A 15,244-nucleotide genomic window follows, 5' to 3' on the forward strand; every position below is an offset into this window, starting at 1 on the left:
CGAACCACGAGTTTCCGGGCAATCAATGTTCAAGAGGCAACACTCGCTTGAAAGCTTCCGGCCCAAATCAATTAAGGCGGCAGCCGACAACATTCTCTCACAGAGAGACGCTGGGTCACCAGCCATCGTGGCGGGACAACACGGCGTTGCCTGAATCCTGCGACGAGGGCAAAAAGCATCCTGAACACCGTTCAATGCTGATTACCGAGCCCGTCTGGAACTCGCCCGCATGGCAGCTTCCTGTTGCATTAACGCTCTGTGTACAACAGGAGCAGGCCGGCGAAGAGCATAAGGAGCGTGGGCCACACCAGAGGGCTAAGGCGGTTTCCACCACCGCGCTCGCGCAGCAGTTTGGCGGTTCCCACAAGAATGCCCATGACGGCAAAAGCAAGGTGCTGCCAATAGACCCGCGGCATATGGGCATGAACGAAGGAATGAAGCGCCAACAGCAGACCTGAGGCGATGCAAAGAATGGGGAAGGTGAGACCCCGGAGCGAGCCATGACGGTCCCCGCTCCGGCTGCCTGCAACCGGTGAGCCTTCGGCAATCCCGATGGCGACGGCTACGGCAGCGAAAAGTTTATGTTGGAGCGTCTCGGCATCGGTGAAGGTCTCGACGAACCCGATAGGGCCCCATGGCCAATTATCCGGATCGCTTCGAACGAAGAGGAAAGCGCCAAGTAGCAGCCATGCCGCAGACCACAACCACCGGGTGACACGCAGACCACGGTTCAGGATCCCGCCGAGCTCCATTGCCAATGCGATCAGTGCGAGGATGAAAAGAGCGGCACCCGCCCCGTGATGGTTAAACTCGGAGTACTCGATCTTTTCAATGGGGCGTAGTTCGGTGATTGAATGATGGTCTGTACCGGGATGGTCTTCTGAAGCGGAAAGCACCGCTAGAGAGGGCGAGGCCAGGCAGATCGCCAGGATGAGGGCGACTACACGGCTGGAGAACGTCGCCGCACCGATCAACCCGGCTTCGACCACCCGGCGCTGCTCACGGGTCTCGGTCTGTGCTGATGGCGCAGATGCGATCGGACCAGACATGAACGCGGATTCTAGCGGAAGTATCGAGGGGCGTCCAGGGAAGCGGAAGTATCCAGACTCTTAAGATTCCAAGGCCCGCGCCTTTGGTGCTCAAGCCAAGAATGGGGTTGAGAGAGCGAGATTGGTTGATCGAGGATGGTTGTCCGGCTCTCGCTGCGCCCAATTGAGCTGGCATCGTCCCTCGCAAAGATGGTCCTACGTTATTTTGAGGCCGGTGACAGAGTGTGATAGGGTCCGCCGATCATGCCGAACCCGGTTCAGTCCTTCACACTTGTCGATGTTCCCGGCGGCGTGCCCCTGCTCGGCCACCTGCGTGCGTTCAAGGGGCGCCCGTTGGAGACGATGTCGGCATGGTGGCGTCGGCACGGCGATGCGCTCCGCTTCAGGCTCGGTCCCAAGACCCTCTATCTCTTCAGTCATCCGGAGCTGGCCGAGGAGATTCTGGTCCAGCAATCCGACCGGTTCGTGAAAGTGTACGACCCTCGGCGGCCGGTCGGCCTCGCGCTCGTCCTGGGCAATGGGTTGGTGACCAGCTCGGGCGAGGTCTGGAAGCGACACCGGCGCATCATCCAGCCGGTCTTTCACCGCTCTCGCATGGCCGCGATGGCCGACCGGATGGCGCAGGTGGGCGAGCAGCGGCTCGCCGGCTGGGCGGATCACGCGGGACAGCCGGTCGACATCGCCGCCGAAATGATGCAGCTGGCCCTGGAAGTGATCGCCCAAACGATGTTCACCACCAGCGTGGCGCACCATATCGATCAGATCAACCATGCCCTGCGCGTGAGCCTGAAGTACGCGTTCGACTCGTTTCACAATCCGCTACGCCCGCCCCTGTGGGTACCGACCGCGCGCAACCGTGAATTTCGTGCAGTCATGCAGTTTATGGACGGGCTGATCTATGGATTGATCGCCGAGCGGCGCCGAAGCGGCGCGAAACATGACGATCTCCTCGATCTGCTGCTCCAGGCTCGCGATGAGGAGACCGGCGCCGGGCTGAGCGATCTGGAGCTGCGGGACGAAGCGCTGACGATCTTCGCGGCCGGACATGAGACCACCGCGAATGCACTCGCCTGGACGTGGTACCTCCTCGCTACCCATCCGGAGGCGAAAGCACGGTTTCACGAGGAAGTGGACCGGGTCCTCCAAGGGAGGACCCCGAACGCCGACGATCTTCAACACCTCCCGTACACACGCGCGGTGTTCGATGAAGCGCTCCGTCTGTATCCGCCGGCCCCGGCCGTCCAGCGGAAGGCGGCGACCCGCGCCACCGTCGGCGGGCTGTCACTGCCGGCCGGCGCGATCGTTCTCGTCGGCGCATACAATATTCACAGGCATCCAGCCTATTGGCGCGACCCCGAGCGGTTTATGCCGGAGCGCTGGCTGGACGGCGAACGGCCGGCTGCCCGATGCGCCTACCTGCCGTTCGGCGCGGGGCCTCGGGCCTGCGTGGGGACGCACTTCGCGACGGTGGAAGGGCCGCTGCTCCTGGCGCTGATCGGCCGCCGCTATGATCTGCGACTGGCCCAGGAGAGCGTCGAGCCTGAACTCATAGTGACCTTGCGGCCGAAAGGCGGTATCCGCATGGTGCTGCAGCCGCGGCACGCGCCGGAGATGACCGGCACCTAACAGGCTGTTCGCTCATGCCTGCTTGTGCGGAGGTGCTCGACTCAGTCGCGGAGACAGATTCTAGCGGCACAATGGCAGGGCGTCTGTGGAACCGGAGGTTTCCGGGCGATCAGCATTCTAGAGCAAGCGATTAACTTTCTTCGTGATGCAAGGCGCACGTGGTGCCAAAGGCGGGACTTGATTTGCGATTGATCAGCACACTCAAACCTGACGCAACTTTCACAGACTTTTCACCACGAAGCCTAAGACTTACCCTATGACAAGGGGTGCGGTTGAGTGGGAGCGAATGAGCGGCAAATCGCTCTGCCATACGACCATTTTGCGACCCGCATTTTCTATCTCGATCGAGTTCTGGTCGCCCCAATAGAAAGAGGAAAATTGGTACTGAACCGAAACCTTGAGACCTTTGTAAGTCTATTCTTGTGATTTGATACGAGGCAGAAAACCGTTCTCGCTACTCTCAGGTTCCTCCCTCATGCCCTCTTTTCTTACGATCAACCTTGAAGCCCAAAAGCTTCTGTAGAAGGCTGATGGTGCGGGGATGTTCGAGGCCAAACACTCGCAATTGGATAGCGAGGGTGCGCAGATAGAGCGACTTGGCTTCGGCATGCCTCCCTTGGTAGTTGTAAAGTCCAGCGAGATTACTGAGACTGATGGCGGTGTGGGGATGCTCGGGCCCAAGCACCTGCTCGCAGATCGCGAGGGCGCGCCGATGGAGCGACTCGGCTTCGGCATACCTCCCTTGGCTCTCGTAAAGGCTGGCGAGGTTATTGAGACTGGCGGCGGTGTGGGGATGCTCGGGCCCAAGGACTCGCTCCCATATGGCGAGGGCGCGCTGATAGAGCGGTTCGGCCTCGGCATACCTCCCTTGGCTGCGGTAGAGGCTGGCGAGGTTATTGAGACTGGCGGCGGTGTCGGGATGCTCGGGACCGAGCACTCTTTCGCTGATGAAGAGGGTTCGTTGATAGAGCGGTTCGGCCTCGACATACCTCCCTTGGCTCTCGTAAAGGCCGGCGAGGCCATTGAGACTGGTGGCGGTGTCGGGATGCTCGGGACCGAGCACCTGTTCCCGGATCGCGAGAGCGCGTTGATAGAGCGGCTCGGCTTCGGCGTATCGCCCTTGGCTGCCGTAGAGGCTAGCGAGGTCATTGAGACTGGCGGCTGTGTCGGGATGCTCGGGACCGAGCACCTGTTCCCGGATCGCGAGGGCGCGCTGATAGAGCGGTTCGGCCTCGGCATACCTCCCTTGGCTGCGGTAGAGGCTGGCGAGGTTATTGAGACTGGCGGCGGTGTCGGGATGCTCGGGACCGAGCACCTGTTCCCGGATCGCGAGAGCGCGTTGATAGAGCGGCTCGGCTTCGGCGTATCGCCCTTGGCTGCCGTAGAGGCTAGCGAGGTCATTGAGACTGGCGGCGGTGTCGGGATGCTCGGGACCGAGCACCTGTTCCCGGATCGCGAGAGCGCGTTGATAGAGCGGCTTGGCCTCAATGTATCGAGCACGCTTTGAGAGATATACTCCAGCCTGGTTTAGCAGGTGCGCGGCCTTTTCGGTTGCTATTTCCCATCGCTCTATGGCGGTCGCGCAAGCCAGAGCATGGGGGATCAATTGCTCATACCGGGGCCAGGAATCGACGGTGAGGTGTGGTAAGCATTCGTTGACTAGAAGAACTACCTTCTCTGCCCACACCCGTTGCGTCTCCTTATCCATCATGTCTTGGATCACGGCCTGTACCAACCGATGGAGGCTAAAGGATCGCTGCTGCGGATCGCGGTGAATGAGCGACCATCGCCCGACCTCTTTGAAGAGGTTGGCGAATTCCAGTGGCTGTCCGACCACGCGGCTGAGTGGCTCTTCCAAAGAAACGATCCCCCCGGTGAAGAGGTCCTCCGGGATGGCTTCCGGGGCCAAGAACGCGCTCAGCCGAAAAAGAGCCTCGGCTGCAGGATGACAGCTGATCGTTCTGGTACAAGCGAGCGAGAATGTCACAAAGACCGAGGGGTGCTGAGGCAAATCTCCACCTCGTTGGTCCAGGAGCCGCATGCGTTCGGTCTGATAGAGGCGGAGGTATTCGGCTGGGGACGAACCAGTTTCTTCAAGGAAAGCGCCGGCCTGGTCTAGTGCCAATGGGAGGCCTTCCAGGATTTCAGCAATCTGTAAGGCGTCCCGCCGTACGCTTTCAGGTATCGCATCAAGGTTTGCATTAGACTTGAGGCGTTGGGCTCGGCGCAGTAGGAGTCGAGCGCCTTGTTCCGGGCTGAGCGTCTTCAGCTGGATACAGGGACCGAGAAACCCGGTCGCGTGGGCGCGTGAGGTGACCAGAACATGTCCGTTGCGTGATCGAGGAAGAAATTCCGTTGTGACTGCGAGGTCATCGGCATTATCGAACACCAGCAGCCAGTTTCGGTGCGTGTCCAGCCAGTGCAAAACCCCGCGCACAATTTCCAGTTGGTCCCTACCTACCGCGCTGGGAAGTTTAAGCTGTAAGGCGATAGCGCTGAGGTCAGAGATAAGGGTGTCACGTGATTCTGCGCTGACCCAGAATACCCGTTCGTACGCGTATCCATGCTGGTACACATACTCGGCGGCGGTGTCGGTCTTGCCAATCCCACCAAGGCCTTTAAGAACCACCGTCTGTTCCGAGGAGAGGGCCACCTTAAGTTCCTGGCAAATCTCCTCGCGGCCCGTAAAGAACAGATTGCGCCGAGGAAGATTTCCGATCATTGCGGTTGAAGAGACAGACTTCTGGGGTGGAGCCGAGAGCTCTTGGCGGTTGGACAGGGTACTACTCGTAAGCTTAAGAAGGCGCTGTGCGACTGCGAGAAAGACCAGATCCTGTTCCGGCTCTGTAAGCGCATTCAGCGGGTCCTCGGGCGAATTGGCTGATTGCAGGGCCGAGAGTGAGAGCTGATGAGGTCCCTGTGACGGATCTGGGTATTTGAAGTAGGTTTCCCGAAAGAGGCAGGGGCTGATGATGATGGGGATGATCACCGTGCCTCGATCCTTGGCGTTCATGAGCAGCACGGGCAATTCGCTGTTGCGAATATACCTGGAGGCCAGGAAGGCCTTACTTACTAACAAGACCGCAGCAGTCGCCTGCTCAAGTCGTGTGCGGATTTGGCTCTCCCACTCGTCACCGGATTCTAGCGCCGGGTCAGACCAGACTACGATATGTTTTTGAAGAATAAGGGGCTCGAGATGTTGAGATAGTCGATCCAGCCATCGCTTACTGGGCATATCCCCCTGGTTGTCCTCATGGGCGTATGAGATAAAAATAAGAGGTTGGTTGGTTTCCGACATGTTGTCACACGTGGGGGAACTCCAGAGGATGGTCCTTTAGACGAAAAGAGCGGGATGCGAATAGCGGTCTTCCACGAGGAAGAAGATACGCGAGACATTAGCGAAAATCGAGAGGGTAATGGATAACATTTTGAACAGTATTGGCGTGGGGAGGTGTCGCGCCGGTTGGCCTTAGAGAGACCGGACGGCGCGCCGCCCGATGCGCCCCCGTCTCAGCAACACGGGGGCCTATGGATACAAATCACTGTCCACCAGCCACCTGATTCAGGAACACCAGCAAACTATTTTGGGCCAGCTTGAATTTCGATGGTATGAGAAGCGGAATTCTTGCGGCTTTTCTGGACGATGATCAAATCTTCCTATCCTTCCTGAATCGGTTCATCCGGCAATTCGTTGGGGTTGTCGCCGGAGCTGCCTGGGCAGGCTTCGGCAAGGACAACTCCGCAAGCGGCGATGGCATGGAAAAGCCCTTCGGCAATGTCGCCGCGCTGCAAACGCTCGACGGCCGCTTGGACCACCTGCCTCCATCGTTCATCCGACACCAGCCCCGTTAGCGAACGATCCGGCAAGACATAGGATCTGCTTCTCCACAATTGACAGCATGATCAGCACGCCCGTGCGCTCGCGCGTCTGCGAGACCGCATGTTGTGCAAAGGCCCACTCGGCTCTCAGTATCAGCCTGTGCCTGCTTGCGCGGAGGCCGTTGGTGCGCTCGATTCAGACATGGATGCGGACAACGGCAGGGCGTCTCTCGAGCCGGACGTTTCGGGGAAATCAACGTTCAAGGGCAACACAGGCTCGCTGCTTAAGCCGGGATTTGATTTGGGCGCATTTCGACATCGTCAACACCAATGATGGTTCACAGGTTGTGTATCGGAACTTCGACAGCTTCAGATCTGATAATGGCGCGATATTGAGTAAAAGGGGATAAGCGGACAATCGCTCTGCTATACGACCGTTTTACGACCGCCGCATCTCCCCATGAATAGTCGCTTCGAGTACACCCGATTCACCTGGGTCAACATCATCATACGGAACAGCAATAAAGCTGGTCGATTTCTCAAGGGAGTTGACCTATCCTAGAGCCGCTCAACAAGAAATGTCTGAGAGGCGAACGCCAGTGGAGAACAACCGCAATGCGCTGATTGGCCGGTTTGCGCCCGGGCTTCGGCAACTGCTGGACTACCGGCGGGAATGGCTCCACGTCGATCTCGTGGCTGGCCTCTCGGTTGCCGCCGTGGCGATTCCCACGGCGATTGCCTACGCGCAACTCATTGGCTTCGAGCCGGTCGTGGGGCTGTATGCGGCCATTCTTCCGCTCGTGGCGTATGCGCTGTTCGGGACTTCGCGCCAGCTGATCGTGAATCCCGACGCGGCCACCTGCGCCATCTTTGCCGCCACCGTGCTGCCGCTCGCCGGCGGCGACTCCGGCACCCTCCGGTCACTCTCCATGGCGCTGGCGGTCTTGACCGGGCTGGTGTGCATCGCGGCGGGGGTCTTCCGACTCGGCTTCCTGGCCGACTTTCTCGCCAAACCGATCCTGGTCGGGTATCTGAACGGCGTGGCCATCAGCATCTTTGTCGGCCAGGTCGGCAAAGTGGTCGGCTTCGCCATGCAGTCGCGCGGCATCATCCAGATGCTCATCGAGCTTGCCGGAAAGCTGCATCAAACCCATCTGCCGACGCTGGCCGTGGGATTGACGACCCTCGCGGTCATCATGGGCAGCAAACGCTGGTCGCCTCGTGCGCCGGCGCCGTTGCTGGCCACCGTCGCAGCCGTGGCGCTGGTCTATGGCCTCGGCCTGGAAGACAGGGGCGTGGCGGTTGTCGGCGAGTTGCCGGCAGGACTGCCGAGCCTGAGCTGGCCCCGCTTCGATGCGGACAGCCTGAAACTCCTTCTCGGCGGCGCGTTGAGCGTGGCCCTCGTGAGTTTCAGCAGCGGGATGGTGACGGCGCGGAGCTTTGCCGAACGGAATCGCTACGACATCGACGCCGACCAGGAGTTCATCGCGCTGGGCGCCTGTCAGATCGCCTCCGGTTTGTCGGAGGGGTTCGCCGTAACCGGAGCCGATTCGAGAACGGCCGTCAACGATGCCATGGGCGGCAAAACGCAGATGGTCGGGCTGATCGCGGCCGCCACGATGGCAGCGGCGCTGTTCTTCCTGACCGGGCCTCTGCGGTATCTGCCGGTGGCGGCGTTGGGCGCGGTGCTGATCTATGCGGCCGTCGGACTCTTCGATGTGGCCGCGCTCCGCAAGATGTGGCGTGTGAACCGGGCGGAGTGCGTCTTGTCCCTTTTCACGACGGTCGGGGTCATCTGGCTGGATTTGCTGCAGGGCATTCTTCTGGCGGTGGGGAGCGCGTTGCTCCTTGTGCTCACGCGCGCGTCGCGACCGCCGGATGCTGTGTTGGCCCATGTGCCGGGAATGAGAGGATGGCACGACGTGGCCGACCACCCAAAGGCCGCCACCCATCCCGGCCTTCTGGTCTACCGGTTCAGGTCCGGGATCATGTTTTTCAATGCGGGCTACTTCAAAAAGCGGGTACTGGAGCTTGTCGCAAGCCAGGCCGGCATCGAATGGGTCATTGTGGATGGAAGCACGATCAACCTGGTGGACATCACCGGGGCGGAAACGCTCGAATCTCTCGCCGGAGAACTGGCCGCAAGGGGCCTTCGCTTCGGCTTGGCCAACGTACGCCGTGATGTGCGCACCGTACTCGAAAACGCCGGCGCACTTGAACGCATCGGGTCCGATTCCATCTTCCCGACGCTCAACACGGCGAGCGAGGCCTTCCTCCATCGCGTGAGACGATCATAAAGGACAGCCGGCCGATCCTCTAACGAGCAGAAGTCTCGAGACCGTGATGGCGATAGGTCGGGAGGATTTTGTGGACGACGCTCACAACGCTCTATCCTTCCTGAATCGGTTCATCGGGCAGCTCGTTGGGATTGTCGCCGGGACGCCCTGGACAGGCTTCAGCGAGCACCAACCCGCAGGCTTGAATCGCACGGGAAAGCCCTTCGGCAATATCGCCGTTATGCAAACGTGCGACGGCCGCTTGTACCACCTGCTGCCATCGTTCCGCCGACACCAGCCCCACTAATGAACGATCCGGCAGGACATAGATCTGCTTCTCCAGAATTGACAGCATGATCAACACGCCCGTACGCTCGCGCGTCTGCGAGACCGCATGCTGCGCGAAGGCCCGCTCGGCCCTCAGCGCCACTTTCTGTTGCATGCGCTCGTGTGAGGTCAACAGCCGGACGACCGCCGGAGCCCTCCCGATCACGCTCCCGCTCACATAGGCGAGCGTCACGGCGAGGACGAGCCAGGCGGCGTTCGATGCATGCCAGCCCCAAGGAACCCAGGAGACCTCGATGGTCAGCATCGCCGCCAGGGTGAGGAAGGCTGCGATCAAGCCCGCCACGTGTTGCGCGTCGCGATAGAGCCCGGACCGCGCGACGATCATCGGCACGATCTCCGCGCTCGTGTGTTGCTCGGCTTCCTGCACGGCCTGCGTAATGCGTTCACGATCTTCTGCCGACAACGCCGTCCCTTTACCAGTCCCCACTGGCGCCTCCTCCTCCAAAATCGCCGCCCCCGCCGCTGAATCCTCCTCCACCTCCAAACCCGCCGCCTCCCCAGCCTCCGCCCCGGCTGCTGTAGGAGGTCCAGTCGTCAAAGCCATGTCCCCGGCGGCCCGACATCGCGGTCCCTAATAATAAAACCAGCAGCAAGGTGACCAGGCCCGTGACGATGGCCGGAACCAGCCAGGGTGACAGCCACAGGGCGAGGCCGGTGCCAGCCAAAGCGCCGACGACGCGATTCACATTCGAGAGGGCCAAACCAAAGACCACTCCGACGAGCAGGGCCGTCAGGATCTGCCCGACCATGTCCTCACCGCCAACCGGCTTCGATGGCCGCTCGGGCGCCTGATAGGTGCCTTCGATGGTCTTCAAAATTGCCTCGACACCGGCGGTGACCCCGCCAGGCAGATCCCCGGCGCGAAAGCGCGGGACGATTTCATTGCGAATGATCTGCGCCGACCTGGCATCGGTCAAGGTGCCCTCAAGGCCATAGCCCACTTCGATGCGGACCTTGCGCTCCTTCAGCGCCACCAGCAAGAGCGCCCCGTTGTCCGTCCCCTTCTGGCCAAGCTTCCAGGTCGTGGCGATGCGATGGGAGAACGGCTCAAGGGGTTCGCCTTCGAGGGAGGGCAGAATGAGGACGGCAACTTGATTGCTCGTCTTCGCTTCGTGAGCCGCGAGGCTGGCGGTCAGGGACTCCATCGTCGCAGCTGGCAGCACGTGAGACGGATCGACGACGCGGCCTGTGAGAGACGGCACCTCCAGCGCCCAGGCCGAGGCAACCCAGAGCACGAGGCCCAAACACAACATGAGCCGCGCCGGCTCATGCCAGACACGGCTCATGGTGAACGTCTTCATGATCGATCCGATATCCCCTAGAATTTGACCTCTGGTGGCTTGGCGACAGCCTTCTCATCCGCCACGGTGAAGTTGGGCTTCTCATCCAGATGGAGCAGGAATTTCGCCGTCAGATTGGTCGGGAAGAAACGAACCATCTTGTTGTACTCCGCCACCCGGTCGATGTAGCGCTTGCGCGCGACGGTGATACGGTTCTCTGTCCCTTCCAGCTGGCTCTGGAGATCGCGGAAGTTTTGGTCCGCCTTCAAATTGGGATAGTTTTCCGCCACCGCCAGGAGTCTCCCCAAGGCCGAGGTCAAGCCGGCCTGCGATTTCTGAAACTGTTCAAACGCCGCCGGGTCTTTGAGCGTTTCAGGTGTCACCTGAATCCCGGTGGCTTGGGCGCGCGCCTGCACGACGCCTTCGAGCGTTTCTTTCTCATGTTCGGCATAGCCCTTCACCGTCGCCACGAGGTTGGGAATGAGATCGGCCCGGCGTTGATACTGATTGATGACCTCGCTCCAGGCGGCCTTGGTGTCTTCGTCCAATCCCTGGAGATCGTTATAGCCGCATCCGGACACAAGGCCCGCGCAGGCGATGACGACCGCCATTACCACATTCGTCCATCGATCACGTCTCATAGCCCCCCCTCCTTCGACAGCGCCGGACGCCATTGTCGTCCGATCCGGCGATCATGCTATCATGCCCATAGTCATTTATATACGCCGGTCAAGAGGTCCCCATGTCGCTGGAGTCGTCGTCTCATTTGCCGGGCGGGTTTCAAGTCCGGCATCGCGCTCTGGGCGTCTATCAAGGCAGCGCGATCGAGTTGGCGTTCTGGCACCCTTCTTCCGGGATGCCGGAGTACGGTCTGTGCCGCTTCTCCACGGAGACCAAAGCGCAGGCCCTGGTCGATTTTCTCTGCTCGCCGCTGTGCGGGGAACCGATGGATCGGAGCGACTTCACCCTCGAGCCCTACGATCTGGATGAACACGAGCGCTTGATCAACGAGCACCCCCTTCCCTCCGCCTGGGAAACCCCGCTGTAACAGAATGCCGGAAGGGGCAATCCGTCAGACGTGAAACGTGTAAGGGCCCGGAGGAAGATCCACCGGCATCCCCGCGTTTCACCTTTTCACGCCCTTCTTTTACCGATGATGAGCAAGGCGCAGCGGGATCGGCCGGGTGAGAAGAGAGGCTTGTTCGGCATCCCGTTAGCGAGAGGGGCTGTGTGCGACTTCTTCGGCGGGGACTGGCGAATGACCGCGGGAATGGGACTGAATGAAACTCTGGAGGCGCTTGTCATCCTGCGCTTTGCGCAAAAACTTGAAGGCAATGCCGCGCGACGTCACGGAGCGGACCATGGCGGCCACTTCGAGAGGAGGACCCTGGTCGGAAATGGCCACCTGCAAATAGAAGATGTCATCGATGCGAACCTGCGTCTCACTCTTGATGATACAGCCTCCCACCGAGAGATCCATCACGGTCCCTTCGCCCCGGACTTTCCCGCCTGAAAACGACAGAAACAGCCGCACCGGGATTCGGAGATGCTCGCGCCGATCGACCCGCTGCTTCCCTCCGTCGAAGTTCATTCGGAAAGTCAAAAATCGAAAGCTGCATTCCTGGCAATGAAACGGCGCAATTCCCAGCCACGACGCCACATGTTCACGCGGCGATTGCGGATAGGAACGGAGCACATGGTCCGTTTGACACTGCGGGCAGGTGAGCCGACGGGCCATGGTAAACAATATCCTTACCAGGTGTCTGAAACGCGCAGCGATGCACAAGCAGACAACAGATTCGCGTCATGTTCCCGTACGCTGTTGTCGGCCTGCGACGCGCCGGAAACCCCTGTGTCCACTATAGATAGCTTTCTCACTCAGTCAAGCGGAATGCCAACTCGCGCAACACGGCGGGTCGTTTCCCGCAGGGCTCCAGGTAGACTGAGCAGCAGGCTCGCTGGCAGGTGTGTAAAACCCAGAAGTTTCTTGTCTCTTCTCACCGTTCAGACGATGATGAGCCGGTAATCGGAGAACTGTGGATCGGATGACCCTTCAGCACCCCTCCCAAAACATCCGGGAGCGCCGCCAACACCCCCGGAAGACTGCGTCGCTGCAGGCCGCCTTTACCTCGCCGGACGGCGAGGCGGGAGAGGGCACCACCCTGGATCTCTCCGCCGGCGGCTGCAAGTTCCACAGCCTTTCTCCGCTCGTGCTGCACGCGCAAATCGAGATCCAGATTTTCATTCCCGGAGAGCACATTCCCATCACGGTGCCGATGGGGTTGGTCCGCTGGACCGATGGCATTCACTGCGGAGTGGAGTTTCTACAGCTCACCGACGTCAGTCGCCAGTTGATCCGTCGCCTCTTCGGCCTCTAACGGCGCTCGCGCGCCCGGCCAGCCGTCCCGTCACCCAGGCCCATTGAAAGTTGAAGCCCCCGATGCGGCCATCGCAATCGAGGATTTCGCCCACCAGATAGAGGCCGGGTGCCAACTTCGATTCCATCGTCCGAAAGTTGATCTCTTCGAGCGGCACTCCACCAGCCGTGACTTCTGCATAGTTCCAGCCGCGATCCTGCACGACGGGGAACGGAAACTTCGTCAGCAGGGCGAGGAGATGGTCGCGATCTTTCCGCGGCAGTTGCGCACTGGCCGTCTGGCCGTCGCAGCCCGCATGCCGGATGACGGCATCGGCGAATCGTTGGGGCAGCCGCTGGGCCAAGGTCTTCCCGAGCGAGCGGCGGGGGTGTTCCCGCGTTTGCTCCATGAACCACTGCCGGAGCTGTTCCTGGGTCTCACCGGGCAGAAAGTTGGCGTAGACCTCGGCCGATTCACCCTGCTTCCGCGCCAGGCACCAAAAACGGCTCGCGTCCATGACCACCGGTCCGCTGATGCCGAAATGTGTCCAGAGCAGACTGCCTGTCCTGATATCAATAGTTCGACCATTTACAATTGTCGTCAGTTCGACTTCTTGCGAGAGACCGGAGAGCGTCTTGTGAAACATCGTGTCGACCAGCACCAGCGGCACGAGTGCTGGGACGGTGACAGTCACCTGATGACCCAACCGCCGGGCTAATTCGTAGCCGAATCCATCGCTTCCCGACTTGGGGATCGAGCGGCCGCCGGTCGCCAGAATGAGCTTCTTCGCAACGAGGGTTCCATGGGTATGATGCACCCGGAAGCCCGCCTCCGTCCCTGTCACTTGCTCGATCCTCTGCACACGATGGTCCGGACAAATGGTCACACCCACCTTACGACAGCGGTCAACGAGAGCATTGAGCACGGTCCGGGCCTTGTCGGTAACAGGAAAGAGCTTGCCGGTTTCTTCCCGCTTCAGGTTGACGCCCATGGAGGCAAACCACGAGATGGTCTCTTCAACGGAAAAGGCGGCGAGGACATTCTTGATGATGCGGCGATTGCCGAAGAAGTCGGTGGGCGACACCTCGTCGTGCGTGACGTTGCAGCGGCCTCCTCCGGAGACAAGGATTTTCGCTCCAATGGTCTTGGCCCCATCCAGAACGACGATGCGAGACGGGCCTGACTGCTCCACCGCTTCTCCGGCGAAAATCGCCGCCGCCAATCCGGCTGCACCAGCGCCGATGATCGCGACATCGCACCCCGGACAACTTTCAAGATTAGACATTTTTAACTACCGGTTAACACGGAATTAATCTGCCGATGTTACGTTCCTCCTCGTATGGTGAGGCCGGTAACGTCCTCGTCCATGATTACTGGAGGTAGATCCCATGACCTGTCAGAAATGCAAGGGCCTCATGATCGAAGAGCAACATCCTGAACTCGCTCCCGAAGCGCTCGTTCATCGATGTCTGAACTGTGGCCTGGTCCTCGATTCGTTGATTCAGAAGAACCGACTCACCAGCCGTCGCGGGAAAGACAGCCTCCTGCATGCGGCGTAAAGGAAGAGTTCTGAGCTGGTCCCATCCGGTGGGACGGAGGACTTGCCCTACCACCGGATCGGGCGGGTGTGGACGTCGCGCGTGCGGTTAGATCGAAAACTCTGCCCAGAGAAACGTATGGTCTGAAGGGTCTTTCGCTCGCCGCGGCTCGACGTCCACGTCAACCCTCACACATTTCTCCGCCAGGGGTGCGGTCGCCAGAATATGATCGATGCGCCACCCCTTGTTCGCCTCCAACGAACTCGGCGCCCGGTAATCCCAAAATGTGTACTGCTGTCGATCCGGATACAACTTCACAAACACGTCCTCGAATCCCCATGCCAGCGTCCGCTCATAGGCTTTTCGTGCATCCTCGTGATAACAGACATGCTTGAGGTGTTTCTCCGGACTGTGAACATCCATCGGTCGCGGCGCCACATTCATGTCACCGCACCAGATCGCAGGCTGAGAGGGAGAGAGATGTCGCTCGAAATACTTCCGCAGCCGGTCGTACCAGCCTAATTTATATTGATACTTGGGTGAATCGATCTCATACCCCTGCGGCACATAAGTGTTGATGATCGGAATGCCGTCGATCACCACGCGCAGGAGCCGCGCATCCTCCGACTCCCCCCCGTCGTCGAATCCGTGGAACACGGCCTCCGGTTTCTTCCGGCTCAGAATCGCGACGCCGTTATACGATTTCATGCCTCGAAAGGTAATCTCATAACCTGAAGGGGCCAGCGCCAGTAGCGGGAACTCGCTGTCCTGCACTTTCGTTTCCTGCAGACACAGCACGTCCGGCTTCTGTTGATCGAGCCAATCCAGCACGATCTGGAGGCGCTTGCGCAGGGAATTGACGTTGAAGGTTGCAATCTTCATAGCAATGAATAGGGCTGCCGGGCGGGGATGCTAACAGATGAGGACGGCGGGAACAAGCCTCGAGCCATG

14 protein-coding genes are annotated in these 15,244 nt (G+C 60.2%); 5 read left to right on the forward strand and 9 right to left on the reverse strand.

Annotated elements, in window-relative coordinates; all coding sequences use genetic code 11:
- Positions 1 to 248 precede the first annotated feature (248 nt).
- Positions 249 to 1,049 carry a hypothetical protein gene (locus tag ACO9S2_RS07350; protein ID WP_423721304.1) on the reverse strand — a complete coding sequence of 267 codons (801 nt, stop codon included), beginning with the start codon at positions 1,047 to 1,049 and terminating at the stop codon, positions 249 to 251.
- Between the two features lie 243 nt (positions 1,050 to 1,292).
- On the opposite strand from ACO9S2_RS07350, the gene ACO9S2_RS07355 reads away from it, so the two are divergent.
- The gene (locus ACO9S2_RS07355) at positions 1,293 to 2,675 is read left to right on the forward strand and encodes a cytochrome P450 (protein WP_423721305.1); all 1,383 of its coding nucleotides are present in this window, start codon (positions 1,293 to 1,295) and stop codon (positions 2,673 to 2,675) included.
- Positions 2,676 to 3,135: 460 nt separating this feature from the next.
- Here ACO9S2_RS07355 and ACO9S2_RS07360 read toward each other — a convergent pair whose 3' ends face one another.
- Both ACO9S2_RS07360 and ACO9S2_RS07365 read right to left on the reverse strand, forming a co-directional pair.
- Positions 3,136 to 5,973: a tetratricopeptide repeat protein gene (locus ACO9S2_RS07360; protein ID WP_423721306.1), complete on the reverse strand. Its 2,838-nt coding sequence runs from the start codon at positions 5,971 to 5,973 to the stop codon at positions 3,136 to 3,138.
- Between the two features lie 359 nt (positions 5,974 to 6,332).
- Positions 6,333 to 6,542, reverse strand: coding sequence for a hypothetical protein (locus ACO9S2_RS07365; RefSeq protein ID WP_423721307.1), 210 nt, complete (start codon positions 6,540 to 6,542; stop codon positions 6,333 to 6,335).
- A gap of 551 nt (positions 6,543 to 7,093) precedes the next feature.
- Between ACO9S2_RS07365 and ACO9S2_RS07370 the strand changes: the two genes are divergently transcribed.
- The gene (locus ACO9S2_RS07370; RefSeq protein WP_423721308.1) at positions 7,094 to 8,791 is read left to right on the forward strand and encodes a SulP family inorganic anion transporter; all 1,698 of its coding nucleotides are present in this window, start codon (positions 7,094 to 7,096) and stop codon (positions 8,789 to 8,791) included.
- A gap of 91 nt (positions 8,792 to 8,882) precedes the next feature.
- On the opposite strand, the gene ACO9S2_RS07375 is transcribed toward ACO9S2_RS07370, so the two are convergent.
- Genes ACO9S2_RS07375 through ACO9S2_RS07385 form a run of 3 tightly spaced genes read right to left on the reverse strand, consistent with a single transcriptional unit; the run spans position 8,883 to position 11,039 of the window.
- Positions 8,883 to 9,545, reverse strand: coding sequence for a TPM domain-containing protein (locus ACO9S2_RS07375; protein ID WP_423721310.1), 663 nt, complete (start codon positions 9,543 to 9,545; stop codon positions 8,883 to 8,885).
- Entirely contained in the window at positions 9,532 to 10,419 is an 888-nt protein-coding gene (locus ACO9S2_RS07380) for a TPM domain-containing protein (protein WP_423721311.1), read from the reverse strand. Before ACO9S2_RS07380 ends, ACO9S2_RS07375 begins: the two co-directional genes overlap by 14 nt.
- Positions 10,420 to 10,436: 17 nt before the next feature.
- Positions 10,437 to 11,039: a LemA family protein gene (locus ACO9S2_RS07385; RefSeq protein ID WP_423721312.1), complete on the reverse strand. Its 603-nt coding sequence runs from the start codon at positions 11,037 to 11,039 to the stop codon at positions 10,437 to 10,439.
- A gap of 101 nt (positions 11,040 to 11,140) precedes the next feature.
- Here ACO9S2_RS07385 and ACO9S2_RS07390 point away from each other — a divergent pair, with 101 nt between their 5' ends.
- Entirely contained in the window at positions 11,141 to 11,446 is a 306-nt protein-coding gene (locus ACO9S2_RS07390; protein WP_423721313.1) for a hypothetical protein, read from the forward strand.
- A gap of 165 nt (positions 11,447 to 11,611) precedes the next feature.
- On the opposite strand, the gene ACO9S2_RS07395 is transcribed toward ACO9S2_RS07390, so the two are convergent.
- The gene (locus tag ACO9S2_RS07395) at positions 11,612 to 12,136 is read right to left on the reverse strand and encodes a PilZ domain-containing protein (protein WP_423721314.1); all 525 of its coding nucleotides are present in this window, start codon (positions 12,134 to 12,136) and stop codon (positions 11,612 to 11,614) included.
- Positions 12,137 to 12,443: 307 nt separating this feature from the next.
- On the opposite strand from ACO9S2_RS07395, the gene ACO9S2_RS07400 reads away from it, so the two are divergent.
- Positions 12,444 to 12,776: a PilZ domain-containing protein gene (locus tag ACO9S2_RS07400; protein ID WP_423721576.1), complete on the forward strand. Its 333-nt coding sequence runs from the start codon at positions 12,444 to 12,446 to the stop codon at positions 12,774 to 12,776.
- On the opposite strand, the gene ACO9S2_RS07405 is transcribed toward ACO9S2_RS07400, so the two are convergent.
- On the reverse strand, positions 12,739 to 14,040 hold the full coding sequence (locus ACO9S2_RS07405) for an NAD(P)/FAD-dependent oxidoreductase (protein WP_423721315.1): 1,302 nt from the start codon (positions 14,038 to 14,040) through the stop codon (positions 12,739 to 12,741). The two genes, ACO9S2_RS07400 and ACO9S2_RS07405, sit on opposite strands and share 38 nt — an antisense overlap.
- A gap of 103 nt (positions 14,041 to 14,143) precedes the next feature.
- Between ACO9S2_RS07405 and ACO9S2_RS07410 the strand changes: the two genes are divergently transcribed.
- Complete coding sequence (locus ACO9S2_RS07410; RefSeq protein WP_423721316.1) at positions 14,144 to 14,314, forward strand: hypothetical protein; 171 nt, start codon at positions 14,144 to 14,146, stop codon at positions 14,312 to 14,314.
- A gap of 87 nt (positions 14,315 to 14,401) precedes the next feature.
- On the opposite strand, the gene xth is transcribed toward ACO9S2_RS07410, so the two are convergent.
- Positions 14,402 to 15,175 carry an exodeoxyribonuclease III gene (gene xth / locus ACO9S2_RS07415; RefSeq protein ID WP_423721317.1) on the reverse strand — a complete coding sequence of 258 codons (774 nt, stop codon included), beginning with the start codon at positions 15,173 to 15,175 and terminating at the stop codon, positions 14,402 to 14,404.
- Between the last annotated feature and the right edge of the window lie 69 nt (positions 15,176 to 15,244).

The sequence above is a fragment of the Nitrospira sp. NS4 genome (genome assembly GCF_049546785.1).
GTDB lineage: Bacteria > Nitrospirota > Nitrospiria > Nitrospirales > Nitrospiraceae > Nitrospira_D.

Coding starts and splice junctions, on each gene's coding strand:
- ACO9S2_RS07395 (WP_423721314.1), bottom strand. CDS start 12,136: ATGGCCCGTCGGCTCACCTGCCCGCAGTGTCAAACGGACCATGTGCTC.
- ACO9S2_RS07410 (WP_423721316.1), top strand. CDS start 14,144: ATGACCTGTCAGAAATGCAAGGGCCTCATGATCGAAGAGCAACATCCT.
- xth (WP_423721317.1), bottom strand. CDS start 15,175: ATGAAGATTGCAACCTTCAACGTCAATTCCCTGCGCAAGCGCCTCCAG.
- ACO9S2_RS07380 (WP_423721311.1), bottom strand. CDS start 10,419: ATGAAGACGTTCACCATGAGCCGTGTCTGGCATGAGCCGGCGCGGCTC.
- ACO9S2_RS07390 (WP_423721313.1), top strand. CDS start 11,141: ATGTCGCTGGAGTCGTCGTCTCATTTGCCGGGCGGGTTTCAAGTCCGG.
- ACO9S2_RS07385 (WP_423721312.1), bottom strand. CDS start 11,039: ATGAGACGTGATCGATGGACGAATGTGGTAATGGCGGTCGTCATCGCC.
- ACO9S2_RS07350 (WP_423721304.1), bottom strand. CDS start 1,049: ATGTCTGGTCCGATCGCATCTGCGCCATCAGCACAGACCGAGACCCGT.
- ACO9S2_RS07360 (WP_423721306.1), bottom strand. CDS start 5,973: ATGTCGGAAACCAACCAACCTCTTATTTTTATCTCATACGCCCATGAG.
- ACO9S2_RS07355 (WP_423721305.1), top strand. CDS start 1,293: ATGCCGAACCCGGTTCAGTCCTTCACACTTGTCGATGTTCCCGGCGGC.
- ACO9S2_RS07400 (WP_423721576.1), top strand. CDS start 12,444: ATGACCCTTCAGCACCCCTCCCAAAACATCCGGGAGCGCCGCCAACAC.
- ACO9S2_RS07405 (WP_423721315.1), bottom strand. CDS start 14,040: ATGTCTAATCTTGAAAGTTGTCCGGGGTGCGATGTCGCGATCATCGGC.